Below are 26,428 nucleotides of genomic sequence, written 5' to 3' on the forward strand. Positions count from 1 at the left end.
CCAAGGATGCCTTTCGCATGACCCATTGGACGCTCGACGCCGACGAACACGCTCTCCGCGAAGCCCACAAGTACGACAACCCCGCCCCGTCCCGCGAATACCTGCTCAAGCGGCTCGAGGAAATCGGGGCGCCGGTGACCCATGAGGCCATGAGTGATCAGCTGGGTCTCGATGACGAGGACCTGCGCGAGGCGGTGCGTCGCCGCCTGTCCGCCATGGAGCGGGACGGCCAGGTGCTGCGCAACCGTCGCAACGCCTATGCGCTGATCGACAAGCTCGATCTGATCAAGGGCAAGGTGCTGGGGCATCGGGATGGTTTCGGCTTTCTATTGCGCGACGACGGCAAGAAGCCCGACCTGGTGATCCCCCCGCGACAGATGCGCCGGGTGTTTCACGGTGACCACGTGCTGGTGCGCATCAGCGGACGCGATCGCAGGGGCCGTGACGAGGCCACGGTGGTGGACGTCATCGCGCGCAACACCCAGACCATCGTTGGTGTGTATCGCGAGAATACGCCCGAGTTCGGGGTACTGATCCCCGAGAACAATCGGATCACCCAGGAGGTGATCATCCCGCACAGCGCCTGTGGTGGCGCCCAGGACGGCCAGGTCATCTCGGCACGCATCGTCAAGCAGCCCGAGACCCGGGTGCAGCCGGTGGGCGAGGTCATCGAGGTGCTGGGAGAGCGTATGGATCCCGGTATGGAGATCGACATCGCGCTGAGAAGCTACGAGATCCCGTCCGAGTTTCCGCCGGATGTCACCGACCAGATCGCCAGCATGTCCGCCGAGGTCGCCGAGGAGGACAAGCACCACCGCATTGACCTGCGTGACAAGCCGCTGGTCACCATCGATGACGAGACCGCCAAGGACTTCGACGACGCGGTGTGTGCCTACAAGACGCGTTCGGGCAGCTGGAAGCTTCTGGTGGCCATCGCCGACGTGTCGCACTACGTGCGTCCCGGCAGCCCGCTCGATCAGGAGGCCATCGCCCGCGGCAACTCGGTGTACTTCCCGGGGCAGGTGGTGCCGATGCTGCCGGAGCTGCTGTCCAATGGATTGTGCTCGCTGAACCCGGACGTCGATCGTCTGGCGCTGGTGTGCGAGCTCAACATCTCCAAGACCGGGGCCATCAGCCGTTATCGCTTCTACGAGGCGGTTTTCCGTTCCCATGCCCGGCTGACCTACAACAAGGTGGCGGCGATCCTTCAGGACGAGGGGGAGGAAGGCGAGGCCCTGCGCCAGGAGTACAAGTCGCTGGTGCCGTCGCTGAAGAACCTGCACAGCCTGTATCAGTTGCTGCGAGAAGCGCGTACCGAACGGGGTGCCATCGACTTCGAGACCACCGAGACCGCCATCGTCTTCAACGACGAGCGCAAGATCGAGAAGATCGTGCCGCGCTCGCGCAACGACGCCCACAAGATCATCGAGGAGTGCATGCTGGCGGCTAACGTTGCCACCGCGCGCTTCCTCGACAAGCACGACCTGCCGGCGCTGTACCGTATCCACGAGCGTCCGTCGCCGGAACGCCTGGACAAGCTGCGGCTGTTCCTCAACGAGATCGGCATGTCACTCGGCGGTGGTGATGAACCGACGCCCCAGGACTACCGTGACCTGGCCGAGGCGATCAAGGGTCGCGACGATGCCGACATCATTCAGACGGTGATGCTGCGCTCGATGAGTCAGGCGGTGTATTCGCCCCACAACGAGGGCCACTTTGGCCTGGCCTACCCGGCCTACGCCCACTTTACCTCGCCGATTCGTCGCTATCCCGATCTGCTGGTGCACCGTGCCATTCGTTCGGTGATCCGCGGACCGCGCCAGACCAACACCGTGCTGCGCGCCGAGGGAGCGCCGGTGGAGCCGCCGACCAAGTGGTGTCCCTATACCTTCGAGCAGATGCTCGAACTTGGCGAGCACTGCTCGATGACCGAGCGTCGTGCCGACGACGCCACCCGTGACGTCGAGGGCTGGCTCAAGTGCGAGTTCATGTCCGACAAGCTCGGCGAGGTCTACGACGGTACCATCGCCTCGGTCACCCAGTTCGGTATCTTCGTGCGCCTCGACGCGTTCTATGTCGAGGGACTGGTCCACGTCACCTCCTTGCCGTCGGACTACTACCACTACGAGCCCGAGAAGCATCGTCTCAAGGGCGAGCGTACCGGCACCAGCTATCGTCTGGGCGATGGGGTCACCGTTCAGGTGGCTCGGGTCGACCTCGACGAGCGCAAGATCGACTTCGAGATGGCCGACGACAAGCCGCGCCCTCGTCGGGCACCGCGCAAGCGTCGCGACGCAGGCGCCCAGAGTCAGGGCAAAGGCCAGGGCAAGGGGCGCGGCGGCAGGACGGCCCAGGGCGACACCAAGCGCCGTGCCGACGGCCCTTCCGGGGTCGGCGAACAGGATGCCCCGAAGAAGAAGGGCGGACGTCGGCGCCGCGGTCCGCGGCGTGGCAACAAGGGATGAACACCCGCGTGAAGATTGACCAGGAGGCCGCCCGTGGCCAAGCATGATTCCAGACGCCGTCGCCACGGCCAGAGCCAGTCCCAGACGCATGACCAGGCGCGTACTCAGGCGCGTGGCAAGGGACGTGGTCAGCATGGTCCGGCAGTGCCGAACGGCCTCGACAGTGTGTTCGGCGTCCACGCCGTCCGGGCGCTGCTGGAGCGTGGCGAATCACCCAAGGAACTGTGGGTGCAGGAGGGCGACGCCGGGCGTCGTCTCAGTGAGCTGGTCGATACCGCGCGCAGTCGCGGCGCCAGGCTCAGGAGCGTGCTCCGTGAAGAGCTCGACGGCCTTTCCCAGGGTGCCTCCCATCAGGGTATCGTGGCGTTCTGTCCGCCACTGGCGCCGGAGGGCGAGGAGTCCCTGTGGCACAAGCTCAAGGCCTGGCCGCTGGAGACGCCGCCGCTGCTGCTGATCCTCGATGGTGTCACCGACGTTCACAACTTCGGCGCCTGTCTACGCAGTGCCGATGCCGCCGGGGTGCACGGCGTGATCGTGCCCAAGGACAAGTCGGCACCGCTCAACGCCACCGTGCGCAAGGTGGCCTGCGGTGCCGCCGAGAGCGTGCCGGTGTATCAGGTGACCAACCTGGCCCGCGCCATGGCGCGACTGAAGGAAGAAGGAGTGTGGATCACCGGTACCGCCGGCGAGGCCGACGCCAGCGTCTTCGCTGCCGACTTCACCGGGCCCATGGCGCTGGTGATGGGGGCCGAGGGCAAGGGCATGCGTCGGTTGACCCGGGAGGCCTGCGACAACCTGGTCAAGCTGCCCATGGCGGGCACCGTCTCGAGTCTCAATGTGTCGGTGGCCACCGGCGTCTGTCTGTTCGAGGTGGTGCGCCAGCGCGAGCTCAAGGCCCGCGGGTGACGGTGTCGCCCCAGCATCGGCTTGCAACCCTGATCACAACTCCGTAGAATCTGGGCGCCCGTGCGTTCTGCGCGGGACAGGCTAATTGTTATTCACTCCTTGCTTCCCCCGGCGCCGAGACGACTCAGGCCCCTGCGGAAGCTGCCAAACCGAAAGGAGAATCCATGCGTCACTACGAGATCGTCTTCATGGTCCACCCGGACCAGAGTGAGCAGGTTCCGGCCATGGTCGAGCGCTACACCAGCATCGTCACCGAGAACGCCGGTACTGTTCACCGTCTCGAGGATTGGGGCCGCCGTCACCTGGCCTACCCGATCAACAAGATCCACAAGGCTCACTACGTGCTGATGAACGTCGAGTGCAGCGGCGAGACCCTCGAGGAAATCGAGAACATCTTCCGTTTCAACGACGCCATCATTCGCAGCCTGGTGGTGCGCTGCAAGGAAGCCATCACCGAAGCGTCTCCGATGATGAAGCCGGTGGAAGAGAAGCGTGCCCGTCGCGAAGAAAAGCCGCGCACCGCTGAATCCGCCTGAGCCGCGCATCACTAGCTCTGCAACGCACGTATAAGGAGTCTTTCCATGGCACGCTTTTTCCGTCGCCGCAAGTTTTGCCGTTTCACCGCTGAAGGCGTGAAGCAGATCGACTACAAGGATCTGGACACGCTCAAGGCCTACATCACCGAGACCGGCAAGATCGTTCCCAGCCGCATCACCGGTACCAAGGCCCGTTACCAGCGCCAGCTGTCCACCGCGATCAAGCGCGCACGCTACCTGGCCCTGCTGCCTTACACCGACAGCCACCAGTAAGTCGTCGCCGATGCTGCCCGTCGCCCGATGGTCGATGAAAGGCATGCCCCAGGCGACTCTGGTCGCGCTGGTGGCGTCTGCGGTGCCCTGGCTGTTCTGGTTCGGGGCGGCGATTGCCGCTCTGGTGACCTTGCGCAAGGGCATGGCACCGGCGATGCCGGTGATCGCCGCTGCGGCGGTGCCGGCAGGCTGGTGGTGGACCCAGGGAGATCCGATCCCTCTGGCGACCACCCTGCTGGCGCTGTTGATGGCCATCGTGCTGCGCTCCCGCATGCGCTGGGGCGAGGCGCTGATCCTGGGGTCGCTGGCCGGCGCTGCGATGATCCAGTTGGGGGTGTTCCTGCCCAAGGCAGACACCGCCCTGATGCTGGAGCAGCTGCGCCAGAGTTCCTCCGAGGTGGCGGCCATGCTCGACGAGCTGGCTGCCCAGGGGGTCGACGCCAGTCGGCTGGCCGAGCTGGTCATCAGCGGTGTCACCGGTCTGGTGGTGATGCTCGCTGCGGTGGCCTGTCTGGCCCTGGCACGCAGCTGGCAGGCGGGGCTCTACAACCCGGGAGGTTTCCGGGAAGAGTTCCACGCCCTGCGGCTCACCCCGAGGGAGCTGATCCTGTTGGTGGTGCTGGTGATCGCCGGCACCCTGCTGGGTCTCCCCGGGATCGGCATGCTGGCCTGGATTCCGCTGCTGATGGCCGGCATCGGCCTGACACATGGTGTAGTTGGACGTAAGGGAATGAACGGGTTGTGGCTGGTCGCGTTCTATCTGCTGCTGATCACCACCTGGCCCATGATTCTCATCGTGCTGGTTGTGGCCCTGATCGATACCTTCGCGGACTTCCGCGGGCGTCTGGGTCACAACAACTGACATAGAGGTTTACGAGATGGAAGTCATTCTGCTCGACAACATTGGCAAGCTGGGCGGTCTCGGTGACAAGGTCACCGTCAAGCCTGGTTACGGCCGCAACTACCTGGTGCCCTACGGTCTCGCCGTGCCGGCCACCAAGGACAACATCGCTGCCTTTGAAGCCCAGCGTGCCGAGCTCGAAGCTCAGGCCGCCGAGCGCAAGGCCGAAGCCGAAGCTCGCGCCGAGCAGCTCAACGACATCGAGCTGTCTCTGGTCGCCAAGTCTGGCGACGAAGGCAAGCTGTTCGGTTCCATCGGTCCGCGTGACCTGGCCGAGGCGATCTCCAGCGCCGGTATCGACGTCGCCAAGAGCGAAGTCCGCATGCCGGAAGGCCCGATCCGCCAGACCGGCGAATACGACATCGTGCTGCACCTGCATGCCGACGTCGACGCCACCGTGCGCGTGGTGGTGGTGGCCGAGTAAGGTCGTCTCCCACGGCAGTGGCAAGGGCGCGGGAGTCACATCCCGCGCCCTTTTTTGTGGCTCGCGATCGCCCGCACGGGTGATCGTGCGACGGACCCGGCTTCGGGTAGACTAAGGCTTGTCTGGAGAGTGGCTGCGCTCGTCGACTTTTCGGACACAGCCTGGATCCAGTGGCATGGCGCCGTGAACAACAGCGAAGAGACAAGCGCATGAGTGACGTCCAGACCATCGATCGTGAAGCCGCGGCGCTGAAGGTTCCGCCGCACTCGGTGGAGGCCGAGCAGTCGGTGCTGGGTGGCCTGATGCTCGACAATCAGGCCTGGGACAATATCGCCGACCGGCTGGTGGCCGACGACTTCTATCGCTACGAGCATCGCCTGGTGTTCAACGCCATGGTGGCGCTGGCCGAGTCGAGCCGTCCGCTGGACGTGGTGACCCTGTCCGAGGCCCTGGAGGGGCGCGACCAGCTCGACACCGTGGGCGGGCTCGCCTACCTGGCGGAGCTGGCCCGCAACACTCCCTCGGCCAGCAATATCCGCGCCTATGGCGACATCGTGCGCGAACGCGCCACCCTGAGAAAGCTGATCCAGGCGGCCAACCAGATCGCCGACGGCGCCTTCAGCCCCAATGGGCGTCCTGCCGATGAGCTGGTCAACGAGGCCGAGCGGCTGGTGTTCCAGATCAGCGAGGATCGCCCCAAGGCCGGCGGCCCCATCGGCATGAGCGAACTGCTGACCAAGGCCGTCGATCGCATCGACGAGCTGTTCAACATGAAAGGCGAGATGACCGGCCTGTCGACCGGCTTTCGCGATCTCGATGACATGACCTCCGGGCTGCAGCCCTCCGACCTGGTGATCGTCGCCGGCCGCCCGTCCATGGGCAAGACCACCTTCGCCATGAACCTGGTGGAGCACGCGGTGGTGTCCAGCGACAAGCCGGTGATGGTGTTCTCCATGGAGATGCCGGCGGACTCGATCATGCTGCGCATGCTGTCGTCACTCGGGCGTATCGACCAGACCCGAGTGCGCTCCGGTCAGCTCGAGGACGAGGACTGGCCGAGGTTGACCTCGGCGGTCAACCTGCTCAAGGACAAGCAACTGTTCATCGATGACACCGCTGCGCTGTCGCCCAACGAGATGCGCTCACGGGTGCGTCGCGTGGTGCGCGAGCACGGCAACCTGGCGATGATCATGATCGACTACCTGCAGTTGATGCAGGTGCCGGGGTTCGGTGACAACCGTACCGGCGAGATTTCGGAGATCTCGCGCTCGCTCAAGGGGCTTGCCAAGGAGTTCGGCTGCCCGGTGATTGCGCTGTCGCAGCTCAACCGCTCGCTGGAGCAGCGCCCCAACAAGCGTCCGGTGATGTCGGACCTGCGTGAATCCGGGGCCATCGAGCAGGACGCCGACCTGATCGGTTTCGTCTATCGTGATGAGGTCTACAACCCGGATAATCCCGACAACAAGGGGCTCGCCGAATTCATCATCGGCAAGCAACGTAATGGTCCCATCGGGACGGTGCACATGGCCTTTATCGGCAAGTACACCCGCTTCGAGGATCTGGCGCCGGACAGCTACGGTGATACCTTCGGCGAATAAACGTGCTTGAGCCTGACCGACGGGCTCGTATAATGCCGCCCCTTGCGATTTCGACAGACACAGTGAAGGAGACCTGACATGGCAGGCGGATTTCGACGCGGCAATCGCCGTCGCGCGCCCAAGCTGGAAGCCCGTGGCGAATTGACCTCGGTGGAAAGGGAAGGCCCGTTCAAGGAATGGCTCGGCATGCCCGATCTGTATCGCTATCACCTGGTAGTGGACGGCGTGGACTACAGCTACCAGACAGAAGACTCCGAGCTGCCGGTGCAGATCGGCGACAAGGTGGTGTTTCGCTACAAGGAGACCAAGGCCGGCAATTGGGTCGACCGCAACTCCCTCGGCAAGGCCATCGATCCCTCCGACTACCAGTAGTCTCACCGCCGGATCCGTCGCCCGCGAGCATTCGTGTCGCGGGCCTTCGTTTTCCCTCCTTCAAGCTCTCCACTTCCTCCCGCAAAGGCGCTGCCTGCCGCTGAAGACCCCCTTTTCTCCGCCGCGATCATGGAGGTCGTTTAACCCGCTGTGCGCGCGAAACGGCCAATATGTATCCAGATCAGAGAAATTCTTCACACCGTCACGGGAATGTCACCCGAAGGGCCCAGGCTGTGCCATGATCAGAGAGTCACATGCGCGGCACAGGGAAATGAAACGAGCGTCATGGTCTGCCGAAATATCATCGGCACGCTCGTCGCCGTAGTGTCGTCACATAAGGAGGGCGGGGGCCACAGGACCCCCGTCGCGACAGGATGAAAAGAGGCGAAAGATACGATGGAAATTAATGATCTCAAGGCCTTTGTCGGCCGCCACGACAACTTCGAGATTCGCGTGATCGGCCATGCCGGCAGCCGTTTTTACCAGGTCGAACTGGAAGACGTGGAAGGTGCCCGCAAGATGCTCTGCCGCCGCGGCAAGCCGGTGTTGTTCCGCTCGCTGGACGACGTCTACCTGGAGCTCAAGCGTGCCGGTATCCACCGCGCCTACCTGGTCCAGCACGTGGCCCACGACGAGGTGATCGGTCGCGAGGCCCACTATGCCGAACCGCTGGCCTCACGTATGCCCCTGGTGTTTTGAGTGACATCGTTCCACACCACCCTGGTGCTGGAACCCTCTCGACGGCAGTCTCGCCGTCTCTGCCTTGCCACTGATGTACCCACGTTCACCGAACAAGTCCCTGGCGCAAGCTGCCAGGGCCCTTGGCGGTGTCGACCTGCCTTATCGCTTCCTATGAGTCCCTGTTAGCCAGGGTCGTAGTCGGGCGAAGCCCAGATAGCCGATGTTCAGCAGTCCACGCAAACCGGGTACGCTGCTTAGCTGCACCCAACGGCGATGACCCAGCGTCGCGTACAATGCGCGAGTGGCATCCATGCCGATGAACCAGCGACCTGTGGCGTCGCGCAGGTGCAGCTTGCCCAGCATGTCATCGAAGCGCTGGCCCCAGGCCTCGGCGCAAAAATCGTCGTCGCGGATATCGATAAAGTGGATCAGCCGGCTGCGCGGATGCCGCCTCAGCCAGGCGATCTCCTTGCGGCATAGTGGGCACTGACCATCATGAAACAGCGCAAGCGGTGTGGCGAGTGACTCGAATGGGCTCATATAGATGCTCCCTGAGGTCGATAGCCGTCGCGGTGGGGACCCTGACCGTAGCTCGGTTCGCATGCCAGGTTGTCGAGAAAGGACGTGGCCTGACGGCGCATGGCGCTGCGCTTGTCATCGCTCATGCGGCGCAGCGAGCCATAGATCAGCTTCATGCGAGGATTGCTCGCCAGGGTGTCGGCGTGACGTTCGAGAAAGTCCCAGTAGAGGCTGTTGAAGGGACAGGCGTCTTCGCCCAGGGTCTTTTTCACGTCATAGCGACAGTGGCGGCAATGGTCAGACATCCGATCGATGTACTTGCCTGACGCACAGTAGGGCTTCGAGCCCATCAGTCCACCGTCGGCGTGCAACACCATGCCAAGCGTATTGGGCAATTCGACCCATTCGCAGGCGTCGGCGTAGACCGCCAGGTACCAGTCGCACAGGGCCTCGGGGCTGACGTCGCACAGCAGAGCAAAGTTGCCGGTCACCATCAGACGCTGGATATGGTGCGCGTAGGCGTTGTCCCGGGTCATGCCGATCGCGCGGGATAGACAGCGCATGCCGGTGTCACCGCTCCAGTAGAAGTGGGGCAGACCCCTGCGGGCCTGCAAGGCGTTATAGCCCTTGTAGTCCGGCATACGGGTCCAGTAGATGCCCCTGACGTACTCTCGCCAGCCGAGGATCTGGCGGATAAAACCTTCCACCGCATTGATCGGTGCATGCCCCTCGAGATAAGCGGTTTCGGCGGCCTCGCAGACCTCTCTCGGGCTGAGCAGGCCAAGGTTCATGGGAGCGGACAGGCGCGAGTGGAAGAGAAAGGGATCGCTGTCGCTGATGGCGTCCTGGACGTCACCGAAGCTCGGCAGCAGGTGATCGATGAAGTGTCTGAGATCGACCAGCGCCTGGCGTCGGGTGACCGGCCAGTGGAAGCCATCCAGACGACCGAAGTGTTCATCGAAGTGTTCCTCCACCAGTGTCAGCACCTCACGGGTCATGTCGTCGACGGTGTGGCGGGGAGGCTTGGGCAGCGTGTAGTGCTGGGGCAGGGGCCGTCGGTTGTCCTTGTCGAAGTTCCACTGGCCGCCCATGGGTTCATCGCCCTCCATCAGCAGGCCGGTGCGGCGACGCATCAGTCGATAGAAGCCCTCCATGCGAGGCTGCCGGCGATGGGACAACCAGTCGCCGAATTCACCAGGCGTGCAGTAGAAGCGGTCGTCCTCGACCCATTGCCAGGGTATCCCGCCCTGGCGGCGCTCCATGGCATCCAGCAGCCGCCATTCGCCGGGCCTTGTGGTGACAATCCGCGAACAGTCGTAGGCTTGCGCGAGGCGTTCCGCCTCCGCCAGCAGGCCATGGGCGTTGTCCGGATCATCGAGGGCGCTGTAGTGGACGCGATAGCCCTTGTCGCGAAGAGTGGCGGCGAAGTGGCGCATGGCCGACAGCATCATGGCGATCTTCTGAGGATGATGCGGCACGTAGCGGCCTTCCTCGGCGACCTCGCACAGCGCGACGACGTCGTCGTCGCCAGTGGTCTGCAAGAGTCCGAGGTCCAGGCTCAACTGGTCGCCGGTGATCAGGATCAAGGATCTGGACATGGGTTCACCAAAAATTGTACAAATCCTCTTCATAGTAACACTTCATTCGAGCCTGATACCCACCGGTGATAGGCTTTGTGCATTCGCTACCAAGAGGAAGTCACCTTCATGGATCAGTCCGTTCCCCCCTCAGTGGTGGAGGCCCATCGCCCGGAGCAGGCGCCGGTCGACCACCCCGCCGTCGCACGTGAAAAGATCGGCGTGCTGGTCGCCAACCTGGGTACGCCGGACGATACCGACTACTGGTCCATGCGCCGCTATCTCAGCGAATTTCTGTCGGACCAGCGGGTGGTCGACTATCCGCGCTGGCTCTGGCAGCCACTGCTGCAGTTGATCATCCTGAGTCGCCGGCCATTTGCTTCCGGGGCGGCCTATCGCAGCATCTGGAACACCGACAAGGACGAGAGTCCATTGCTGACCATCACCAGAAGCCAGAGCGAGAAGCTGTCGACGCGGCTGCGCGCTGAGCTGGGGGACTCGATCGAGGTCAGCTTCGGCATGCGCTACGGCAATCCTTCCACCGACAAGGCGCTCAAGGAGCTGGAGGAGAAGGGATGTCGGCGTATCCTGTTCTTCCCGCTGTATCCCCAGTACGGCTCGCCCACTACCGCCACCGCCTGCGATCAGTTCTTCCGTCAGCTGATGAAGCGCAAGTGGCAGCCATCGGTGCGAACGGTGCCGGCCTACTTCGACGAGCCGGGCTACATCGAGGCCCTGGCTGCCTCGGTCAGCGAACGCCTGGAGAACGAGACGCACCAGCCTTCGGTGGTGGTGGCGTCCTATCACGGCGTACCCAAGCGCTTTCTGGAGGAAGGCGACCCCTACTACTGTCAGTGCAGGAAGACCACGCGACTGCTGCGCGAACGGCTGGGGCAGGCCGAGGACGAAGTGGTTACCGCCTTCCAGTCCAAGTTCGGGCCTGAAGAATGGGTGGGCCCCGCCACCGTCGACAAGGTGGCGGAGCTGGCGCGTCAGGGACACAAGAGAATCGCCGTACTGTCCCCCGCCTTCAGCGCCGACTGCGTGGAGACCTTGGAAGAGATCGAGGAAGAGATCCGCGACGCCTTCATGGAGGCCGGCGGCGAGCACTTCATCTACATTCCGTGCCTCAACGATCGCGACGACCATATCGCGGTGCTGGCCGATATCGTCAAGCGCGAACTGGGCGGCTGGATCTGATCGCTCGGCCTTTCGCGCCACGATAGCCAGACACAGAACGGGCAGCCCATGGGCTGCCCGTTTCGTATCCAGCTTGCATGAAGCTAGGCTTTTAGTCTCGGTCGGGGTGGGGCACCGGCTTATCCCCAACCTCCTCCTCACGGAATTCGAGCGGCTTGCCGCGGGTCTTGTCCAGATACTTGAGGCGCTGGTGCAGGCCAGTCTTGGCCAGCATGTGGGCGCTTACCGGGGCGGTGATGAACAGGAACAGGGTGATCAGCATCTCCTGTAGGTGGGTGCCTTCCTGGGTGGCGCTGAAGTACACCATGGAGCCGGACAGGATGCAGCCCATGCCCAGGGTGGTGGCCTTGGTCGGGCCGTGCAGGCGCATGTAGAAGTCCCGCAGGTGGGCCATGCCCAGCGAGCCGATGAAGGCAAACAGCCCGCCGGCGATCAGCAGCACCGAGATCAGCCCCTCGAGAATGACGTAGAACATGGAATTCTCCCGAAGTTACTCGATGATATCGCCGCGCAGCAGATACTTGCAGACGGCAATGGTGCTGATGAAGCCGAGCAGCGCGATCAGCAGCGCGGCTTCGAAGTAGGTCTTGGAGTTGAGCCACACTCCCATCAGGATGATCAGGGCGATGGAGTTCACGTACATGGTATCCAGCGCCAGGATCCTGTCGGGCATGTCCGGGCCCACGGTCAGGCGAAACAGGTTCAGCAGCAGCGCCAGGCAGACCAGCGCCAAACTGATGGTCAAGGCGGTGTCTAGCATTCGAAGATCTCCTTCAGCGGCTGCTCGTAGCGTTCGCGGATGGTGCGGATCAGGGTCTGTTCGTCACGCACGTCCAGAGCGTGGATCAGCAGCGTCTTGCCGTCCATGCGCAGGTTGGCCGACACCGTTCCTGGGGTCAGGGTGATGGTGCTGGCCAGCAGGGTGATGGTGAATCGCTCCTCGAGCATCAGCGGATACTCGACGAAGTGGGGCCGAGTGCGGCGCCAGGGATTGATGATGATCCAGGCCACCTGCATGTTGGCCACCACGATGTCACCGATCACCCGGAAGAAGAAGCGCAGCAGTTTCCAGGGCTTCTTTACACCGGGCTGCATGTCCCAGAAGGGGTAGGTCAGCCAGGGGATGAGCACGGCCAGAAAGCCGCCAAGCAGCAGGTGACCGACCGAGACCGTGTTGACCAGCAACAGCCACACGACCAGCAGCAGCAGGCTGAGCAGCGGTGTCGGCAGTAGTGAGCGAGTGCGTCGGTTCATTGGGCGTCTCCCTGATCGATCAGAACGGCCTGAATCATCGGTTGCGGGTCGCTCAACTGTTCTGCCGTGGCCTCGGTGTAGCCGGCCAGGGGGCCGGCCAGGATCACCAGCAACGGCGACGATGCCAGCAGCCAGCCGGTGCCCGCCCACTGCCAGGGGGACAGCGAATCGCCGTCATCGCTGGCCTGGCTACGCCAGAACAGGGTGGACCCTGCCCGCGACAGCGCCACAATGGCGCACAGGCCGGTGGCCAGCAGCAGAGGCCAGAACCAGAGACGTTGGGCGCTGTCCCCGGCGTTCATCAGCATGACCTTGCCCAGCGCCCCGGACAGCGGGGGCAGGCCCGCCACCGCCATGGACCCGATCAGGAACATCAGGCCCAGCGCCGTGGCGTTGCGCGGTATCCGGCCGCGCACCAGGCGGGTACCGGCCTTGCCACGCTGGACGCCGATCATGTCCGCCAGCAGGAACAGCCCGCCGGTGACCAGGGTGGTGTGCACCAGATAGAACAGGAGGCCCGACACCGCCTCGGGGGAGCGCATGCCGACGCCGGCGAGCAGGGTGCCCACCGACACCAGTACCAGATAGGCCACCAGCAGACGCAGGTCGCGGGCGGCCAGCACGCCGACACCGGCAATCGCCAGGGTGCCGAGCGAAAGCCACCACACCCAGCTCTGCTCAAGCGCCTCCAGGGGACCTGCCTGGTCGCCGAAGACCAGCCAGTAGACCCGCAGGATGGCGTAGACGCCGATCTTGGTCATCACCGCAAACAGGGCGGCCACCGGCGGCGGCGCGCTGGCGTAGGCCCGCGGGAGCCAGAAATACAGTGGCAGTACCGCCGCCTTGAGGCCAAATACCACCAGCAGCAGCAGGGCGCCGGCGACGACCATGCCCTGACGCTCTCCCGGCAGCTGACTCACCGCCTGGGCCATGTCCGCCATGTTGAGGGTGCCGGTAGCCCCGTACAGCAGCCCCACGGCGAACAGGAACAGCGCCGATCCCGCCAGGTTGAGCACGGCGTAGTGGACCGCCGACTGGATGCGCGCCTTGCCACCACCGTGGACCAGCAGGGCGTAGGAGGCCAGCAGCAGCACCTCGAAGAACACGAACAGGTTGAACAGGTCGCCGGTCAGGAAGGCGCCGTTGATTCCCATCAGCTGCAGCTGGAACAGGCCGTGGAAGTTGCTGCCCTTCTCGTCGTCGCCGCCGCAGGCGAACAGCACCGCACCAACCGCCAGCATCGAGGTCACGAACAGCATCAGTGCCGATAGCCGGTCCAGCACCATGATGATGCCGAAGGGCGGCTGCCAGTTGCCCAGGGCGTAGTACTGGATCTCGCCGCTGGCCGCCTGGCGCAGCAGCATCACGCTGATCACCAGCAGCGCCAGGGTGGTGGCAAGGCCGAGACCACGCTTGAGCGTGGCATTGCCGAATCGGGTCAGCAGCAGCGCCACCGCTGCTGCCAGCGGCAGCACGATGGGCATCACGATCAGGTGGGACATCAGCGTCGCTCCTCCTTGTCCTCGGCCTTGCGCCCGTCCACGTGGTCATTGCCCATGTCGCCCCGTGCACGCATCGCCAGGATCACCGCGAAGGCGGTCATGGCGAAGCCAATGACGATGGCGGTCAGCACCAGCGCCTGGGGCAGCGGATCGCTGTAGTCGCTCTTGCCGTCGATGATGGCGGAACCACCGGTGGTCAGTCCGCCCATGGAGAACAGAAAGAGGTTGGTGGCGTAGGAGAGAAGCGTCAGACCTACCACCACTGGGAAGGTTCGGCCGCGCAGCATCAGATACAGGCCACTGGCGGCGAGCACGCCGGTCGTTATGGCATAGAGCATTTCCATGTCACACGGTCTCCTTGCCGTCGGGGGTGGGGTCGTCGGTGCGGTGCAGGCCGCGTTCCGTCGCGTCATGGTCTTCCTTGGCCGGACGGTGGGGGGTGGTCACCTTGCCCAGGTTGGCCAGGATCATCAGGGTCGCACCGACCACCGCCAGATAGACACCGAGATCGAACAGCATCGCGGTGGCCAGTTCGATATCGCCGATCAGCGGGATATGGAAATGGCCGAAGGACGAGGTCAGGAAGGGTGCGCCGAACAGCCAGCTGCCGAAGCCAGTCAGGGCGGCGACACCGACGCCGAGGATCGCCACCGGCTGGTAGGGGAAGTCGAGACGCTTCTGGGTCCAGGCAACGCCCCGGGCCATGTACACCAGGATCAATCCCACCGCGGTGATCAGGCCGGCGATAAAGCCGCCACCGGGCTGGTTGTGGCCGCGCAGGAAGATGAATACCGACACCAGCAGTGCCAGCGGCAGTACCGTCTGGGAGATGGTGGTCAGAATCATCGGGTAGCGATCCGGCGCCCAGATGCGTCCCTCGCTGTCGCTGTGAGGCATGAACAGGCGCAGACGGTTGAGCAGCTTGAAGATGGCGAGACCGGCGATCGCCAGCACCGTGATCTCGCCCAGGGTGTCGAAGCCACGGAAGTCGACCAGGATGACATTGACCACATTGTGGCCGCCGCCGCCGGGCACGCTGTTGTCGAGGAAGAAGTCCGAGATGCTTTCGGTGTCGCGGGTCAACACGGTGTAGTTGAGTCCGGCGATCACTCCGCCCAGTCCGGTACACAGCACCAGGTCGCGCAGCGCCCGCGCCGGGGTGGATTCCCGAGGGGTCTTCTGGGGCAGGAAGAACAGCGCCAGCATCAGCAGGATCATGGTGACCACCTCGACCGATAGCTGGGTCAACGCCAGGTCCGGTGCCGAGAAGCGGGCAAAGGTCAGTGATACCAGCAGGCCCACCACCGACAGCATCAGCAGCGAGATCAGACGATGGCGATGGGTAATGGCGGTGCCAATGCCGGTGAACACCAGCAGCAGGGCGCCGACCAGCAGCACGCCGTCCACCGGTTGGTTGCCCTTGGCCCCGGTCAGGGTATCCATCTGGGCCAGACCGATGGCGCCGACCACGAGGGAGGCGGTCAGCAGCAGGGTCATGAAGCGCTGCAGCGAGGCGTTGTCGACGCATTCGGTGATGCGCTCGGCGCGATCGCCGATGCACTGGATGACACCCTCGAAGATACGGCTGGCATCACGCGGCGGGAAGTCCCGCACGAACTGGCGAATCTTGCGATGCAGGATATAGGTGATGACGCCGGCGACCAGGGCCACGGCGCTCATCGCCAGCGGCAGGTTGAAGCCGTGCCACAGGGCCAGGTGGAACTCCAGCGGCTCGAGCAGCACCGCCTCAACCGCAGGCGCCATCAGCCAGGTGGCCATCAGCGCCGGGAACAGGCCGACCAGGATACACAGCACCGCCAACAGCTCCGCCGGAGCTCGCATCAGATGGGGCGGCTCGTGCGGCGTCTTGGGCGGCGCGTGGCGCGGAGGGGAGAAGAACACCGCGTGGACCAGCCGCGCGGAATAGGCCACCGACAGCACGCCGCCAATGGTGGCCAGTACCGGCAGCACCAGGCTGAGGCCGCCGAAGGCGTGGGTCTCGAGGGCCTCGGTGAAGAACATTTCCTTGGAGATGAAGCCATTGAACAGCGGCACGCCCGCCATGGCGGCGCCGGTGATGCTCATCACCACGCAGGTGACCGGCATCGCCTTGGCCAGTTTGCCCAGCCGGGCCAGGTCGCGGGTGCCGGCCTCATGGTCGATGATCCCCGAACACATGAACAGTGCGGCCTTGAAGGTGGCGTGGTTGAGGATATGAAACAGCGCCGCCAGCACCGCCATGGGACTGCCGATGCCCAGCAGTACGGTGATCAGGCCCAGATGGCTGACGGTGGAGAACGCCAGGATACCCTTGAGATCCGCCTTGATCAGAGCAAACCAGGCGGCATACACCATGGTGACGATACCGATCACGGTCACGATGGCCGACCACAGCTCGCTGCCGGCGATGGCGGGATGCAGGCGCGCCATCAGGAAGATCCCCGCCTTGACCATGGTGGCGGAGTGCAGGTACGCAGACACCGGAGTCGGTGCCGCCATGGCATGGGGAAGCCAGAAGTGGAACGGGAACTGGGCGGACTTGGCGAAGGCGCCGAGCAGCACCAGGACCAGCATCAGCGGGTAGCGCGGGTCGGCCAGGATCGTCTCGCCGCTTTCCAGCACCACCTGCATGTCGAGACTGCCGACGATATCGCCCAGCAGCAGAAAGCCCGCCAGCAGGGCGAGGCCACCGGCGCCGGTGACCGTCATCGCCATGCGCGCGCCCTTGCGCGCCTCCGAGCGGTGTGACCAGAAACCGATCAGCAGGAAGGATGACAGGCTGGTCAACTCCCAGAAGAACCACAGCACCAGCAGGTTGTCGGCCATGGCGATGCCCACCATGGAGGCCATGAACAGGATCAGGTAGGCGTAAAAGCGGGCGTAGTTCTCGCTGGCGTCCAGATAATAATGGGCGTACAGGATGATCAGCAGGCCGATGCCCAGGATCAGCACATTGAACAGCAGTGACAGGCCATCGAGGCGAAAGGCCAGGTCCAGCCCCAGTTGGGGCACCCAGCTCAGGGAGACCCGAGGGATATCCCCGGCACCCAGGGCGGGCAGCTGGGCCAGGGTCATGGCCAGGGCAATGGCGGGAAGGACCGCCGTGGCGAGGGTGCAAAGAGGGCGGCCTCTAGATCCGGTCAATGCGGGGACCAGCACACCGAGAAGGGGGAGCAAGGGAATCCATAGCAAAGTCATCTGTCGGTCATCCTGCCTGTCCTTGAACGTGGTGAGCGCCGCGATGGTCTGAAAACACGAGCCCTCACAATGCCTTGGCCTACCGCCAGGGGTGTTGATCAGCTCACCCTGAAGCGCCGACCCACTTTACCCGAAAGATGGACGGACCGCTGCCCCGTGCGGATTCAACGTGATAGCCGTAGGCGCTCTAAAAATTGTACATGTAGTGTACAAGACCTATATATTATCGCTATGTAGTAGGGCAATGCCTCCGTCGGTAGCGCACGATCTGTGCCCACGAGGCGCGTGCCGCGAATCCTCAGGCCTGTCGGGAGGGTAATATGGAAACAGAGCTGGTGTGGTTGCGTGGGGAACTGCGGCTGGCCGACAACCCCTTGCTGGACATCGCGCCCTCGGTCAGCGAGCGCCTGGTGGTGTTCGTGATCGACGAGGCGCTGCTTGATGGCTCATCGGCAGACGGCGTGGCCGGTATCGGCGCTCGTCGGCTGCGCTTTCTGTGGCAGTGCCTCAAGGAGTTGCGTGGGACGCTGTTGAAGAAGGGTAGCGACCTGCTGGTGGCGGTGGACGAGCCGGTGTCGCTGGTCGCCCGGCTGGCCGAGCAGTATCAGGTGACACGGGTGGTGGCCAGCGAGGCAGCAGGCGGGGACGACCAGCTTGAGCGTCTGGCACGCTGCCTGCCAAGGCAGTGTCGACTGGAGCGTCGTGGTGCGGGCACGCTGTGGACGTCGCAGACGTTGCCGATGACGTTGGATGAGGTACCGGCAAGCTGGTCGGCTTTCCGGCGTCGTCTCGGCGAGGCGTCTCCTCGAAGCCACAGTCGTCCGGCCCCGGCGACGCAGCCGGCGTGGCCGGAACGAGCGCCGCGCGGACTGCCCTCGTTGCAGCGATTGTCACGCGAAGCGGACGCCTTGAACGACAAGCCCGACAGCGCCGGGCTTGCCTTTGTCGGCGGTGAAGCGCCCGCCTGGCAGCGTCTCGACGACGTCGTGTGGGAGTCCGATTTGCTGGCGACCTATCAGCAGACGCGCAATGGTTTGATCGGCGCTGGCTTTTCGTCCCGTCTATCGCCCTGGCTGGCGCTTGGCTGTGTGTCGGCGACCCAGGTCCTCGAAGCACTGAGAGAATGGGAAGACCGGCGGGGTGCCAACGCATCATCTCGCCACTTCTATCACGAGTTGTTATGGCGCGAGTACTTCCACTGGGCGGCACGCCAGGAAGGCAAAGCGCTGTTCGGCGATCCCCCATCATCGCCGGGGCCGGCATTCGAGTGCTGGCGCCTGGGCGCTACCGGGCAGCCGCTGATCGATGCAGCCATGCGTGAGTTGACGGTCAGCGGCTGGCTCTCCAATCGAGCGCGTCAGCTCGTCGCCAGCTACCTGGTGCACGATCTCGGGGAGGACTGGCGCCACGGCGCCGCCTGGTTCGAACGCTGTCTGATCGACCATGACGTCGCCAGCAACTGGGGCAACTGGAAGTACATCGCAGGAGTGGGCCGCAACGCCAAACCCAGGATCTTCGATATCGACGAACAGAGCCGGCGCTACGACCCCGATGAACGCTATGTCCGCCACTGGAAGGAGGTGAGCTTGCAGCCGTCTTCCTACGAGGCACTGGGGCATTGAGGCACTGGGGCATTGAGGCACCGGTGTAGGGAAGAACGAGCGATGCCCTGTTCACTACGTTGTTCGACCTACCGTATGAGGTCTCTTGCCCCTGCGGGTGGCTCTCACCTTGGTGGTAGTGGTGCCACATCTTGCGATGCTCTGGCGGCCTGACTGGCTGGTATGACAGCGGGTCCTGGGTCATCATGCCCGCATATTGATCGCCAAGGATTGCTTCATCATGCTGACCCGATTGTTCCCCGCCCTTCTCGTGGTGACCCTGGCCGGTTGCCAGAGTACCTCCGCCGCCCCCTCCGGCGATGCCGCGGCCGGTACCAATGCCAGTGCTGGTGCAAGCGTCACCGCCAGCGCCAGTGGCGAAGCGTCTGGGCAGGCCGCCCCTGCCGCCGCTGCAGCCGACCCCCAGAGCTTCGATCAGTGGCTGGCCGGCTTTCGTGATCAGGCGCGTGCAGAAGGCATCAGCGAAGCGACCCTGGCGCGCGCGCTGGATGGCCTGCGCTACCGTCCCCGGGTGATCGAACTCGACGGCTCCCAGCCCGAGTTCGTGCGCCCGATCTGGCAATACCTGGATACCGCGGTCTCCAACGCCAGGGTGACCCAGGGGCGTGACAAGCTCGCCGCCAATCGCGCTGCGGCCGACCGCGCCGAGGCCGACTACGGTGTGCCCGCCGAGGTCCTTACCGCCATCTGGGGTATCGAGAGCAACTACGGCCAGAACTTCGGTGACTTCTCGACCCTGGAGGCACTGGCGACCCTGGCCTATGACGGTCGGCGCCGAGACTTTGCACGCGGTGAACTGATGGCAGCGCTCGAGATCATCGACGCCGGCGATATCACACCGCAGCGCATGAAGGGCTCCTGGGCGGGGGCGATGGGCCACACCCAGTTCATTCCTTCCAGTTTCGTGGCCTACGCCAAGGACGGAGACGGCGACGGTCGCCGTGATATCTGGGCGAGTATCCCCGACGTCATGGCGTCGACTGCCAACTATCTGGATCGTGCCGGTTGGCGTCAGGGCGAGCCCTGGGGTGTCGAGGTGCAACTGCCGTCCGGGTTCGACTACGCCCAGACCGAGCTCGATACCCGCAAGAGCGCTTCGGCCTGGGCCGGCCTGGGTGTGAGCCCGCTGGGCGGTGGCGATCTGCCGGCCTTCGATGAGGCGTCGGTGATCACTCCTGCCGGCGCGCGTGGTCCTGCTTTCCTGGTGGGACCGAACTTCCGCGCCATCCTGCGCTACAACAACGCCACCAGCTACGCCCTGGCGGTAGCCTCGCTGAGCGACCGTATCGCCGGGCGCGCCGGCATCGAGGGTGGCTGGCCTCGTGACGAGCAACCGCTCTCTCGTACTCAGGTGAAGACGCTGCAGTCGCGGCTTCAGGCGCTTGGCTACGAGGTGGGAACCCCGGACGGCATCATGGGTCCCAATACCCGGGCAGGGTTGCGCGCCTGGCAGCGCGACCAGGGTCTGGTGCCCGACGGCTTCGCCACGCTCAACCTGCTCGAACGCCTAAGTCACTGAGCGATCAATCAGCCCTGAAAACATCAAGGCGGCCCCTGACTCAGGGGCCTGACGTATCGGCGTCCGGCGGGACGCCCTCCACATGGAAATGGCACGATGACTCTCTGGAATCGATGGCTGTCGGGCCCCGCCCGACGGATGGCGCTGGCGGCGCTTCCCCTGTGCATGGCGCCGGCCGGCGGCGCCCTGGCCGATGACGGCCCTGACGTCTTTGGCTGGGTCGAGATGGCGACCCTGGAGCCCTGGGACGTCGAAGTGAAGGCAAAGCTGGACAGCGGCGCGCTGACGTCTTCGTTGGATGCCCGGGATATCGAGCGCTTCGACAAGGAAGGCGAACCCTGGGTGCGTTTCGCCCTCGAGCTCGAGGACGAGGAGACCGGTGAAACCTTCAAGAAGCAGCTCGAGCGCCCGCTCTATCGCGACATGACGGTGCGCGGCGCCGGCGGTCGCGACGAGCGCCTGGTGGTGTTGATGGAGGTGTGCATGGGGGACACCATCCACGAGGAGCAGTTCAGCCTGCGCAACCGGGAAGAGATGAACTACCCGATGCTGCTGGGTCGCCGTACCATCGGTGAGCTCGGGCTGCTGGACGTGCGCGAGACCTTCATGATCGAGCCGAGTTGCGACGAGAACTCTCCGGTCATCGAGCATGAGGGAGAGGGCGAGTACGGCACCAACAAGGATGACGGTGCCGATGACGAGGACAGCGAGAGCTGATACGTCGATGGCACCGCTGGTGTGGTCTACAGGGTTGGCCTAGAAGAGCCTGGACAGTAGCGCGGTCACCGCGGTTTCCACCCGCAGGATGCGCTCGCCCAGGTGGATGCCCTCGCAGCCTGCCGCCAGCATCTGTTCCACCTCCCATTCGATGAAGCCGCCCTCGGGGCCGACCAGCAGGGTCACAGGCTCGGTCAGGCCTCGAGGGCAGGCAGTCGCCATCCCGGGGTGCGCCAACAGGCCCCGCCGTCCTTCCAGCAGGGACGGCAGACGGTCCTCGACGAAGGGCCGAAAGCCCCGCGCCGTGTCCACCACCGGCAGCGCAGTATCGCGGGCCTGCTCCAGGCCAAGCACCAGGTGCTGGTGGATCTTGGCGGGATCGAGTTCGGGGGACTGCCAGTAGCTCTTCTCCACCCTGCGGCTATGCAGCAACGTGATGCGCTTCACCCCCAGCGCGGTGGCATGCTCTATGCTTCTTGCCAGCATGCGTGGGCGAGGCAGCGCCAGCACCAGGTGCACCGGTAGCGCCGCGGGCGGAGCCTGATCGAGCCCGGAAACGTCGAAGCAGGCCTCATCGTCGGTCAGCGACACGAGCTGACCGCGGCCCAGCGGGCCGTTCTCCAGTCCCAGGGTCATCACGTCGCCCTGGCGGGCGCGGTGGACCTGGCGCAGGTGGGCCAGGCGCCGGGGGTCGCGGACCCGTGCCAACCCGGCGTCATCGACGTCGTTCCGGGTGAGAAGTATCAGATTCATGGAGCCTCGAGTACCGGTTTGTCTTGCAAGGGCCGTGTCGCGGTGCAAAATGGATGCGAACGAAGCCGAGGATCTGCAGCTGCAGTCCCGGAGCTTCCCACGAACAAAGGAGCAGCGCCGTGCGCGTGATTCGCAAGTATGCCAATCGCCGGCTCTATGATACCGAACAGAGCCGCTATGTAACGCTCGAGGATTTACGAAGCCTGATTCTCGAGGAAGTGCCTTTCCGTGTGGAAGATGCCAAGAGTGGCGAGGACCTGACGCGTACCATTCTGCTGTCGATCATCATCGAGCAGGAGCAGGCCGACAGCGACGCCGAGGTGTTCTCCAATGACCTGCTGCAACAGCTGATTCGGGTGTACGCCATGTCTCAGCCGCTGCCCCTGGCGCGCTACCTGGAGCAAGGCACCCGGTTGATGATGGAGCAGCAGAAGAAGATGCAGGATCAGTGGCAGCAGGCCATGCGGCATTCGCCGATGGAGCTGATGCGCGAGCTGGCCGAGGAAAACATGCGTTTCTGGCAGAACACCATCAGCCAGGGCGGAACCAGCCAGGGCGGGACCACCAAGGACGACGACGAGCGTTCCTCCTGACCCTCCCACGCCCGGCTCTGATGGAGAGAGGCCAGGAGGGCGAGAGCGGGCTTTTTCTGCCATAATGCCGCCTCATTTGGTACTCGAAAGGTAGTTGAGCGGATGAAGGTCCTGATCATCGGCGGCGGTGGCCGCGAACATGCCCTGGCCTGGAAGGTCGCCCAGTCGTCCAGCGTCTCCTCGGTCTTCGTGGCGCCAGGCAATGCCGGCACCGCACGGGAGGCGGGACTGACCAACGTCGATATCGCGGTATCCGACCTCGACGGGCTGGTGGACTTTGCCCGGCGCGAGAGCGTCGGCCTGACCATCGTGGGCCCCGAGGCGCCGCTGGTCGAGGGAGTGGTGGATCGTTTTCGTGACGCCGGGCTCGCGATCTTCGGCCCGACCCAGGGCGCTGCCCAACTCGAGGGATCCAAGTCCTTTACCAAAGACTTTCTGGCTCGCCACGCCATTCCCACCGCTGACTACAGCACCTTCACCGCCGTGGAACCGGCGCTGGCCTATCTGCGGGACAAGGGCGCACCCATCGTCATCAAGGCCGACGGCCTGGCGGCGGGCAAGGGCGTCATCGTGGCCATGACCGAGGCCGAGGCCGAGGCGGCGGTTCGCGACATGCTCGAAGACAACGCCTTCGGTGATGCCGGTGCTCGTGTCGTGATCGAGGAATTCCTCGAAGGTGAGGAAGCCAGCTTTATCGTCATGGTGGATGGCGAGTCCATCGTGCCCATGGCCACCAGCCAGGACCACAAGCGGGTGGGCGAGGGCGACACCGGCCCCAACACCGGCGGCATGGGCGCCTATTCGCCGGCACCGGTAGTCACCGACAGCGTCTACCAGCGCATCATGGACGAGGTGATTCGCCCCACGGTGCGTGGCATGGCCGACGAAGGGCATCCTTATACCGGCTTCCTCTACGCCGGGCTGATGATCACCGACGCGGGTGAACCCAAGGTGATCGAGTACAACTGCCGCTTCGGCGACCCCGAGACCCAGCCGATCATGATGCGTCTGCAGAGCGATCTGGCCGAGCTGTGTCTGGCCGGCGCCGAGGGTCGCCTGTCCGGTCACGATTGCCGCTGGGACCCGCGTCCGGCCATCGGTGTGGTGATGGCCGCCGAAGGCTACCCCGGCAGCTACCGCAAGGGCGACGTGATCAGCGGAGGCGACAGTGCCGAGGCCCAGGGCGTCAAGGTCTTCCACGCCGGCACCGCGGAAAAGGATGGCCAGGTGGTCACCTCCGGCGGACGAGTGTTGTGCGTGACCGCCCTCGGTCAGGATCTTGGCGAGGCTCGGGAGCTGGCCTACCGCGGGGTCAAGACGGTGAGTTTCGAAGGCGCCTTCTGGCGTTCGGACATCGCCCACCGTGCCATGGCCCGGCAGTCCTGATCGTCGGGTACCGGTCTGGCTTGCCCCATGGTACTGACCAACAATAATCAGCAAGGAGCGAGCATGGAACGCGTCAAACTGGAGTTTCCCGAGCAGGCGATCGTCCACCGTCATGGTTTGACGGTGCGCGTGACCGACATGAACTACGGGCACCATCTGGGCCATGACGCCGTGATTTCGCTGTTGCACGAGGCCAGGGCGGCCGCCCTGGCCCATCTCGGGCTTCACGAAGGTGACATGGGAGGCTATCCCAGTGTCGCCGCCGACCTGGCGGTGCAGTATCAGGCCGAGTCTCGTTGGCCGGACGCCCTGACGGTCGAGACCGCCATCCCCGAACCGGCGCGCAAGGCCATCACGGTCTACCATCGCATGCGTCGCGACAGCGATCAGCGGATAGTGGCGACCGCCAGGCTCAACCTGATGGTGGTCGACCCCCAGGCAGGGCGTGCGGTGGCGGTGCCCGAAGCGGTACGTGACGCCCTGGCGAGGGCTGGCTGATGTCGAGGGAGTATCCAGTCATCGCGGTCACCGGTTCGTCCGGTGCCGGCACCACTACGGTCAAGCGTACCTTCGAGCGCATGTTCGCCCGGGAAGACGTCCATGCCGCCTTCGTCGATGGTGACGCCTTCCATCGCTACACCCGCCAGGAGATGGCGCGGATCTTTCGCGAGGAGCCCGAGCGCAAGGATGAGCTGTCCCACTTTGCGGTGGAGGCCAACCTGCTCGATCGCCTGGAGACCTTGTTCCAGGAGTACGGTGACAGCGGCGCCGGGACCTTCCGGCACTATATCCACGCCGAAGACAAGAAGATGATCGAGGCCGGCTACCAGGTCGGCACTTTCACCGAATGGCAGCCGCTGCCCACCGGTACCGACCTGCTGTTCTACGAGGGTCTGCACGGTGGGCTGGTCACCAGTGAGGTGGACATCGCCCGCCACGTCGATCTGCTGGTGGGCGTCGCCCCGACCATGAACCTCGAATGGATCCAGAAGATCGACCGCGACATGCATGCCCGCGGCTACACCCAGGAAGCGGTCATCGACACCATCCTGGGGCGCATGGATGACTACGTGCGCTACATCCTGCCGCAGTTCTCGCGTACCCACATCAACTTTCAGCGGGTGCCCACGGTCGATACCTCGAACCCCTTCGAGGTCCAGGATATTCCCACCGATGCCGAGTCCTTCGTGGTGATCCGGTTCCGCGATCCGTCCACCGTGGATTTTCCCTACCTGCTGGCGATGATTCAGGACGCCTTCATGAGTCGCCCCCACACCCTGGTGGTGCCCGGCTCTCGTCTATCCTTGGCGATGGAGCTGATCCTCGGTCCGCTGGTGCGTCATCTGCTGGCCCAACGACGTTTTCGTTGAGCCGCCGCGCCGTTGATGCCGGCTTCGTCTGACTAGCGAGTCGGGATCGACGGCACCGGAGCTGGTGTTGCGAAGCGTTTTGCACCGGCGACGCACACCACGACCGCGGCACAGGTGGCGAGCATCGCCACGCTGATCGACTCGTTCAACAACCAGGCCGCCAGGCCAAGCCCGAGAAACGGCTGCAGCAACTGTAGCTGACCCACCGCGGCCACCCCACCGAGCGCCAGGCCGCGATACCAGAAGATGAAGCCAATCAGCATGCTGAACAGCGATACATAGCCCAGCGACCACCAGGCGGCGCTGCCGATGCCCTGCAGGGTCGGCGGGTGCGTTGCAACCGCCAGAGGCAGCATCAACGGCAGGGCCAGTGTCAGCGCCCAGCAGATCACCCGCCAGCCTTCCAAACGTCGCGACAGTCGCGCGCCCTCGGCGTAGCCGAGCCCGCAGACGATCACGGCGGCCAGCATCAACAGATCGCCGGTCAAGGAGGCGCTGCCAGGCTGGCCGAGCGCGAAGCCTGCGACCAGCGCAGCACCGCTCAACGAGCAGGCCCAGAACGCCGGGCGGGGCCTGTCGCCGGTACGCAGCACCCCGAACAGCGCGGTGGCCATCGGCAGCAGGCCGATATAGACCAGCGAGTGCGCTGCGCTGACGTGCTCCAGCGCCATGGCGGTCAGCAGTGGAAACCCCACCACCACGCAGGCGGCAACCAGCCCCAGCGATGCAAGCTCATCGGTCCGCGGCCGGCGTCCCTTCAGGCGCACCAGCAATACCACCGCCACCAGTCCCGCCAGGCTGGCCCTGGCAAAGGTCAGAAACAGCGGATCGAAGGCCCCCACCGCCACCCGGGTGGCGGGCAATGAACCGCTGAAGATGGCCATGCCGAGGGCGCCGCAGGCCCAGCCCCTGCCAAGGTCCGGGCGGTGTGTCGGGTTCAATGGTCGGTGTCGTGAGGGCATCTGCGCGAACTCCGTGGCGGGTCAGTAGCGCCTAGGGTGAAGGGCGTGCGCTGGTGCAGCCAGAGACGGTGCAGTACAGTTTTGACAAACTGTCATGGTG

At 64.5% G+C, this 26,428-nt stretch carries 27 protein-coding genes; 17 read left to right on the top strand and 10 right to left on the bottom strand.

The features are described from left to right. The first annotated feature begins 17 nt into the window (after positions 1-17). The 9 genes from rnr to NFG57_RS03590 all read left to right on the top strand — a co-directional run bounded on the left by rnr (position 18) and on the right by NFG57_RS03590 (position 8,174). Complete coding sequence (rnr, locus tag NFG57_RS03550; protein ID WP_348815382.1) at positions 18-2,465, top strand: ribonuclease R; 2,448 nt, start codon at positions 18-20, stop codon at positions 2,463-2,465. Positions 2,466-2,630: 165 nt separating this feature from the next. Further along, positions 2,631-3,371 (top strand): 23S rRNA (guanosine(2251)-2'-O)-methyltransferase RlmB, encoded by a 741-nt coding sequence (gene rlmB / locus NFG57_RS03555; RefSeq protein WP_204248931.1) that lies wholly within the window; start codon positions 2,631-2,633, stop codon positions 3,369-3,371. A gap of 164 nt (positions 3,372-3,535) precedes the next feature. Continuing rightward, on the top strand, positions 3,536-3,907 hold the full coding sequence (rpsF, locus tag NFG57_RS03560; RefSeq protein WP_045992140.1) for a 30S ribosomal protein S6: 372 nt from the start codon (positions 3,536-3,538) through the stop codon (positions 3,905-3,907). Positions 3,908-3,952: 45 nt separating this feature from the next. Further along, positions 3,953-4,180 (top strand): 30S ribosomal protein S18, encoded by a 228-nt coding sequence (rpsR, locus tag NFG57_RS03565; RefSeq protein WP_016853668.1) that lies wholly within the window; start codon positions 3,953-3,955, stop codon positions 4,178-4,180. 10 nt (positions 4,181-4,190) lie between these two features. Further along, entirely contained in the window at positions 4,191-5,042 is an 852-nt protein-coding gene (locus NFG57_RS03570; RefSeq protein WP_348815383.1) for a hypothetical protein, read from the top strand. Between the two features lie 16 nt (positions 5,043-5,058). Next, positions 5,059-5,505: a 50S ribosomal protein L9 gene (gene rplI / locus NFG57_RS03575; RefSeq protein ID WP_045992138.1), complete on the top strand. Its 447-nt coding sequence runs from the start codon at positions 5,059-5,061 to the stop codon at positions 5,503-5,505. Between the two features lie 209 nt (positions 5,506-5,714). Beyond that, a complete protein-coding gene (gene dnaB / locus NFG57_RS03580; RefSeq protein ID WP_045992137.1) occupies positions 5,715-7,103 on the top strand; it encodes a replicative DNA helicase in 1,389 nt (462 codons plus the stop codon). Between the two features lie 78 nt (positions 7,104-7,181). Next, entirely contained in the window at positions 7,182-7,475 is a 294-nt protein-coding gene (locus NFG57_RS03585; protein WP_045992136.1) for a hypothetical protein, read from the top strand. Between the two features lie 396 nt (positions 7,476-7,871). Then, positions 7,872-8,174 (top strand): DUF6482 family protein, encoded by a 303-nt coding sequence (locus tag NFG57_RS03590; RefSeq protein WP_045992135.1) that lies wholly within the window; start codon positions 7,872-7,874, stop codon positions 8,172-8,174. Between the two features lie 141 nt (positions 8,175-8,315). On the opposite strand, the gene NFG57_RS03595 is transcribed toward NFG57_RS03590, so the two are convergent. Both NFG57_RS03595 and NFG57_RS03600 read right to left on the bottom strand, forming a co-directional pair. Then, entirely contained in the window at positions 8,316-8,696 is a 381-nt protein-coding gene (locus tag NFG57_RS03595) for a DUF393 domain-containing protein (protein WP_348815385.1), read from the bottom strand. Continuing rightward, positions 8,693-10,273: a cryptochrome/photolyase family protein gene (locus NFG57_RS03600; RefSeq protein WP_348815386.1), complete on the bottom strand. Its 1,581-nt coding sequence runs from the start codon at positions 10,271-10,273 to the stop codon at positions 8,693-8,695. Before NFG57_RS03600 ends, NFG57_RS03595 begins: the two co-directional genes overlap by 4 nt. Positions 10,274-10,381: 108 nt before the next feature. On the opposite strand from NFG57_RS03600, the gene hemH reads away from it, so the two are divergent. Further along, complete coding sequence (gene hemH / locus NFG57_RS03605) at positions 10,382-11,452, top strand: ferrochelatase (protein WP_348815387.1); 1,071 nt, start codon at positions 10,382-10,384, stop codon at positions 11,450-11,452. 91 nt (positions 11,453-11,543) lie between these two features. Here the strand turns inward: hemH and NFG57_RS03610 are convergent, their stop codons facing one another. Genes NFG57_RS03610 through NFG57_RS03635 form a run of 6 tightly spaced genes read right to left on the bottom strand, consistent with a single transcriptional unit; the run spans position 11,544 to position 17,406 of the window. Further along, a complete protein-coding gene (locus NFG57_RS03610; protein ID WP_045992131.1) occupies positions 11,544-11,927 on the bottom strand; it encodes a Na+/H+ antiporter subunit G in 384 nt (127 codons plus the stop codon). 15 nt (positions 11,928-11,942) lie between these two features. Further along, the gene (locus NFG57_RS03615; protein ID WP_045992130.1) at positions 11,943-12,212 is read right to left on the bottom strand and encodes a K+/H+ antiporter subunit F; all 270 of its coding nucleotides are present in this window, start codon (positions 12,210-12,212) and stop codon (positions 11,943-11,945) included. Further along, entirely contained in the window at positions 12,206-12,706 is a 501-nt protein-coding gene (locus tag NFG57_RS03620; RefSeq protein WP_045992129.1) for a Na+/H+ antiporter subunit E, read from the bottom strand. The genes NFG57_RS03615 and NFG57_RS03620 overlap by 7 nt, the downstream gene beginning before the upstream one ends. After that, complete coding sequence (locus NFG57_RS03625) at positions 12,703-14,211, bottom strand: monovalent cation/H+ antiporter subunit D (protein ID WP_108448056.1); 1,509 nt, start codon at positions 14,209-14,211, stop codon at positions 12,703-12,705. Before NFG57_RS03625 ends, NFG57_RS03620 begins: the two co-directional genes overlap by 4 nt. Next, positions 14,208-14,552: a Na+/H+ antiporter subunit C gene (locus NFG57_RS03630; RefSeq protein WP_045992127.1), complete on the bottom strand. Its 345-nt coding sequence runs from the start codon at positions 14,550-14,552 to the stop codon at positions 14,208-14,210. Before NFG57_RS03630 ends, NFG57_RS03625 begins: the two co-directional genes overlap by 4 nt. Before the next feature lies 1 nt (position 14,553). After that, the gene (locus tag NFG57_RS03635) at positions 14,554-17,406 is read right to left on the bottom strand and encodes a monovalent cation/H+ antiporter subunit A (RefSeq protein WP_045992126.1); all 2,853 of its coding nucleotides are present in this window, start codon (positions 17,404-17,406) and stop codon (positions 14,554-14,556) included. 320 nt (positions 17,407-17,726) lie between these two features. Here NFG57_RS03635 and NFG57_RS03640 point away from each other — a divergent pair, with 320 nt between their 5' ends. From NFG57_RS03640 to NFG57_RS03650, 3 genes are all read left to right on the top strand, one after another. Further along, positions 17,727-19,028 (top strand): DASH family cryptochrome, encoded by a 1,302-nt coding sequence (locus tag NFG57_RS03640; protein WP_348815388.1) that lies wholly within the window; start codon positions 17,727-17,729, stop codon positions 19,026-19,028. Positions 19,029-19,248: 220 nt separating this feature from the next. Further along, positions 19,249-20,547: a lytic murein transglycosylase gene (locus NFG57_RS03645; protein ID WP_348815390.1), complete on the top strand. Its 1,299-nt coding sequence runs from the start codon at positions 19,249-19,251 to the stop codon at positions 20,545-20,547. Positions 20,548-20,712: 165 nt separating this feature from the next. After that, the gene (locus NFG57_RS03650; protein ID WP_231498512.1) at positions 20,713-21,264 is read left to right on the top strand and encodes a RimK/LysX family protein; all 552 of its coding nucleotides are present in this window, start codon (positions 20,713-20,715) and stop codon (positions 21,262-21,264) included. Between the two features lie 39 nt (positions 21,265-21,303). Here the strand turns inward: NFG57_RS03650 and NFG57_RS03655 are convergent, their stop codons facing one another. Further along, positions 21,304-22,017 (bottom strand): 16S rRNA (uracil(1498)-N(3))-methyltransferase, encoded by a 714-nt coding sequence (locus tag NFG57_RS03655; protein ID WP_045992123.1) that lies wholly within the window; start codon positions 22,015-22,017, stop codon positions 21,304-21,306. A gap of 119 nt (positions 22,018-22,136) precedes the next feature. Between NFG57_RS03655 and phaR the strand changes: the two genes are divergently transcribed. From phaR to NFG57_RS03675, 4 genes are all read left to right on the top strand, one after another. Beyond that, positions 22,137-22,610 carry a polyhydroxyalkanoate synthesis repressor PhaR gene (phaR, locus tag NFG57_RS03660; RefSeq protein WP_045992122.1) on the top strand — a complete coding sequence of 158 codons (474 nt, stop codon included), beginning with the start codon at positions 22,137-22,139 and terminating at the stop codon, positions 22,608-22,610. A gap of 102 nt (positions 22,611-22,712) precedes the next feature. Next, positions 22,713-23,996 (top strand): phosphoribosylamine--glycine ligase, encoded by a 1,284-nt coding sequence (purD, locus tag NFG57_RS03665; RefSeq protein ID WP_348815392.1) that lies wholly within the window; start codon positions 22,713-22,715, stop codon positions 23,994-23,996. A 63-nt stretch (positions 23,997-24,059) separates the two neighbouring features. Beyond that, a complete protein-coding gene (locus NFG57_RS03670) occupies positions 24,060-24,494 on the top strand; it encodes a thioesterase family protein (protein ID WP_045992120.1) in 435 nt (144 codons plus the stop codon). Then, positions 24,494-25,366 carry a phosphoribulokinase gene (locus NFG57_RS03675; protein ID WP_045992119.1) on the top strand — a complete coding sequence of 291 codons (873 nt, stop codon included), beginning with the start codon at positions 24,494-24,496 and terminating at the stop codon, positions 25,364-25,366. Before NFG57_RS03670 ends, NFG57_RS03675 begins: the two co-directional genes overlap by 1 nt. Before the next feature lie 32 nt (positions 25,367-25,398). Here NFG57_RS03675 and NFG57_RS03680 read toward each other — a convergent pair whose 3' ends face one another. Next, positions 25,399-26,328, bottom strand: coding sequence for a DMT family transporter (locus tag NFG57_RS03680; RefSeq protein ID WP_348815395.1), 930 nt, complete (start codon positions 26,326-26,328; stop codon positions 25,399-25,401). Positions 26,329-26,428: the final 100 nt, after the last annotated feature.

Origin of the sequence: Halomonas sp. H10-59, assembly GCF_040070555.1 — a bacterium.
Classification (GTDB): domain Bacteria; phylum Pseudomonadota; class Gammaproteobacteria; order Pseudomonadales; family Halomonadaceae; genus Halomonas; species Halomonas litopenaei.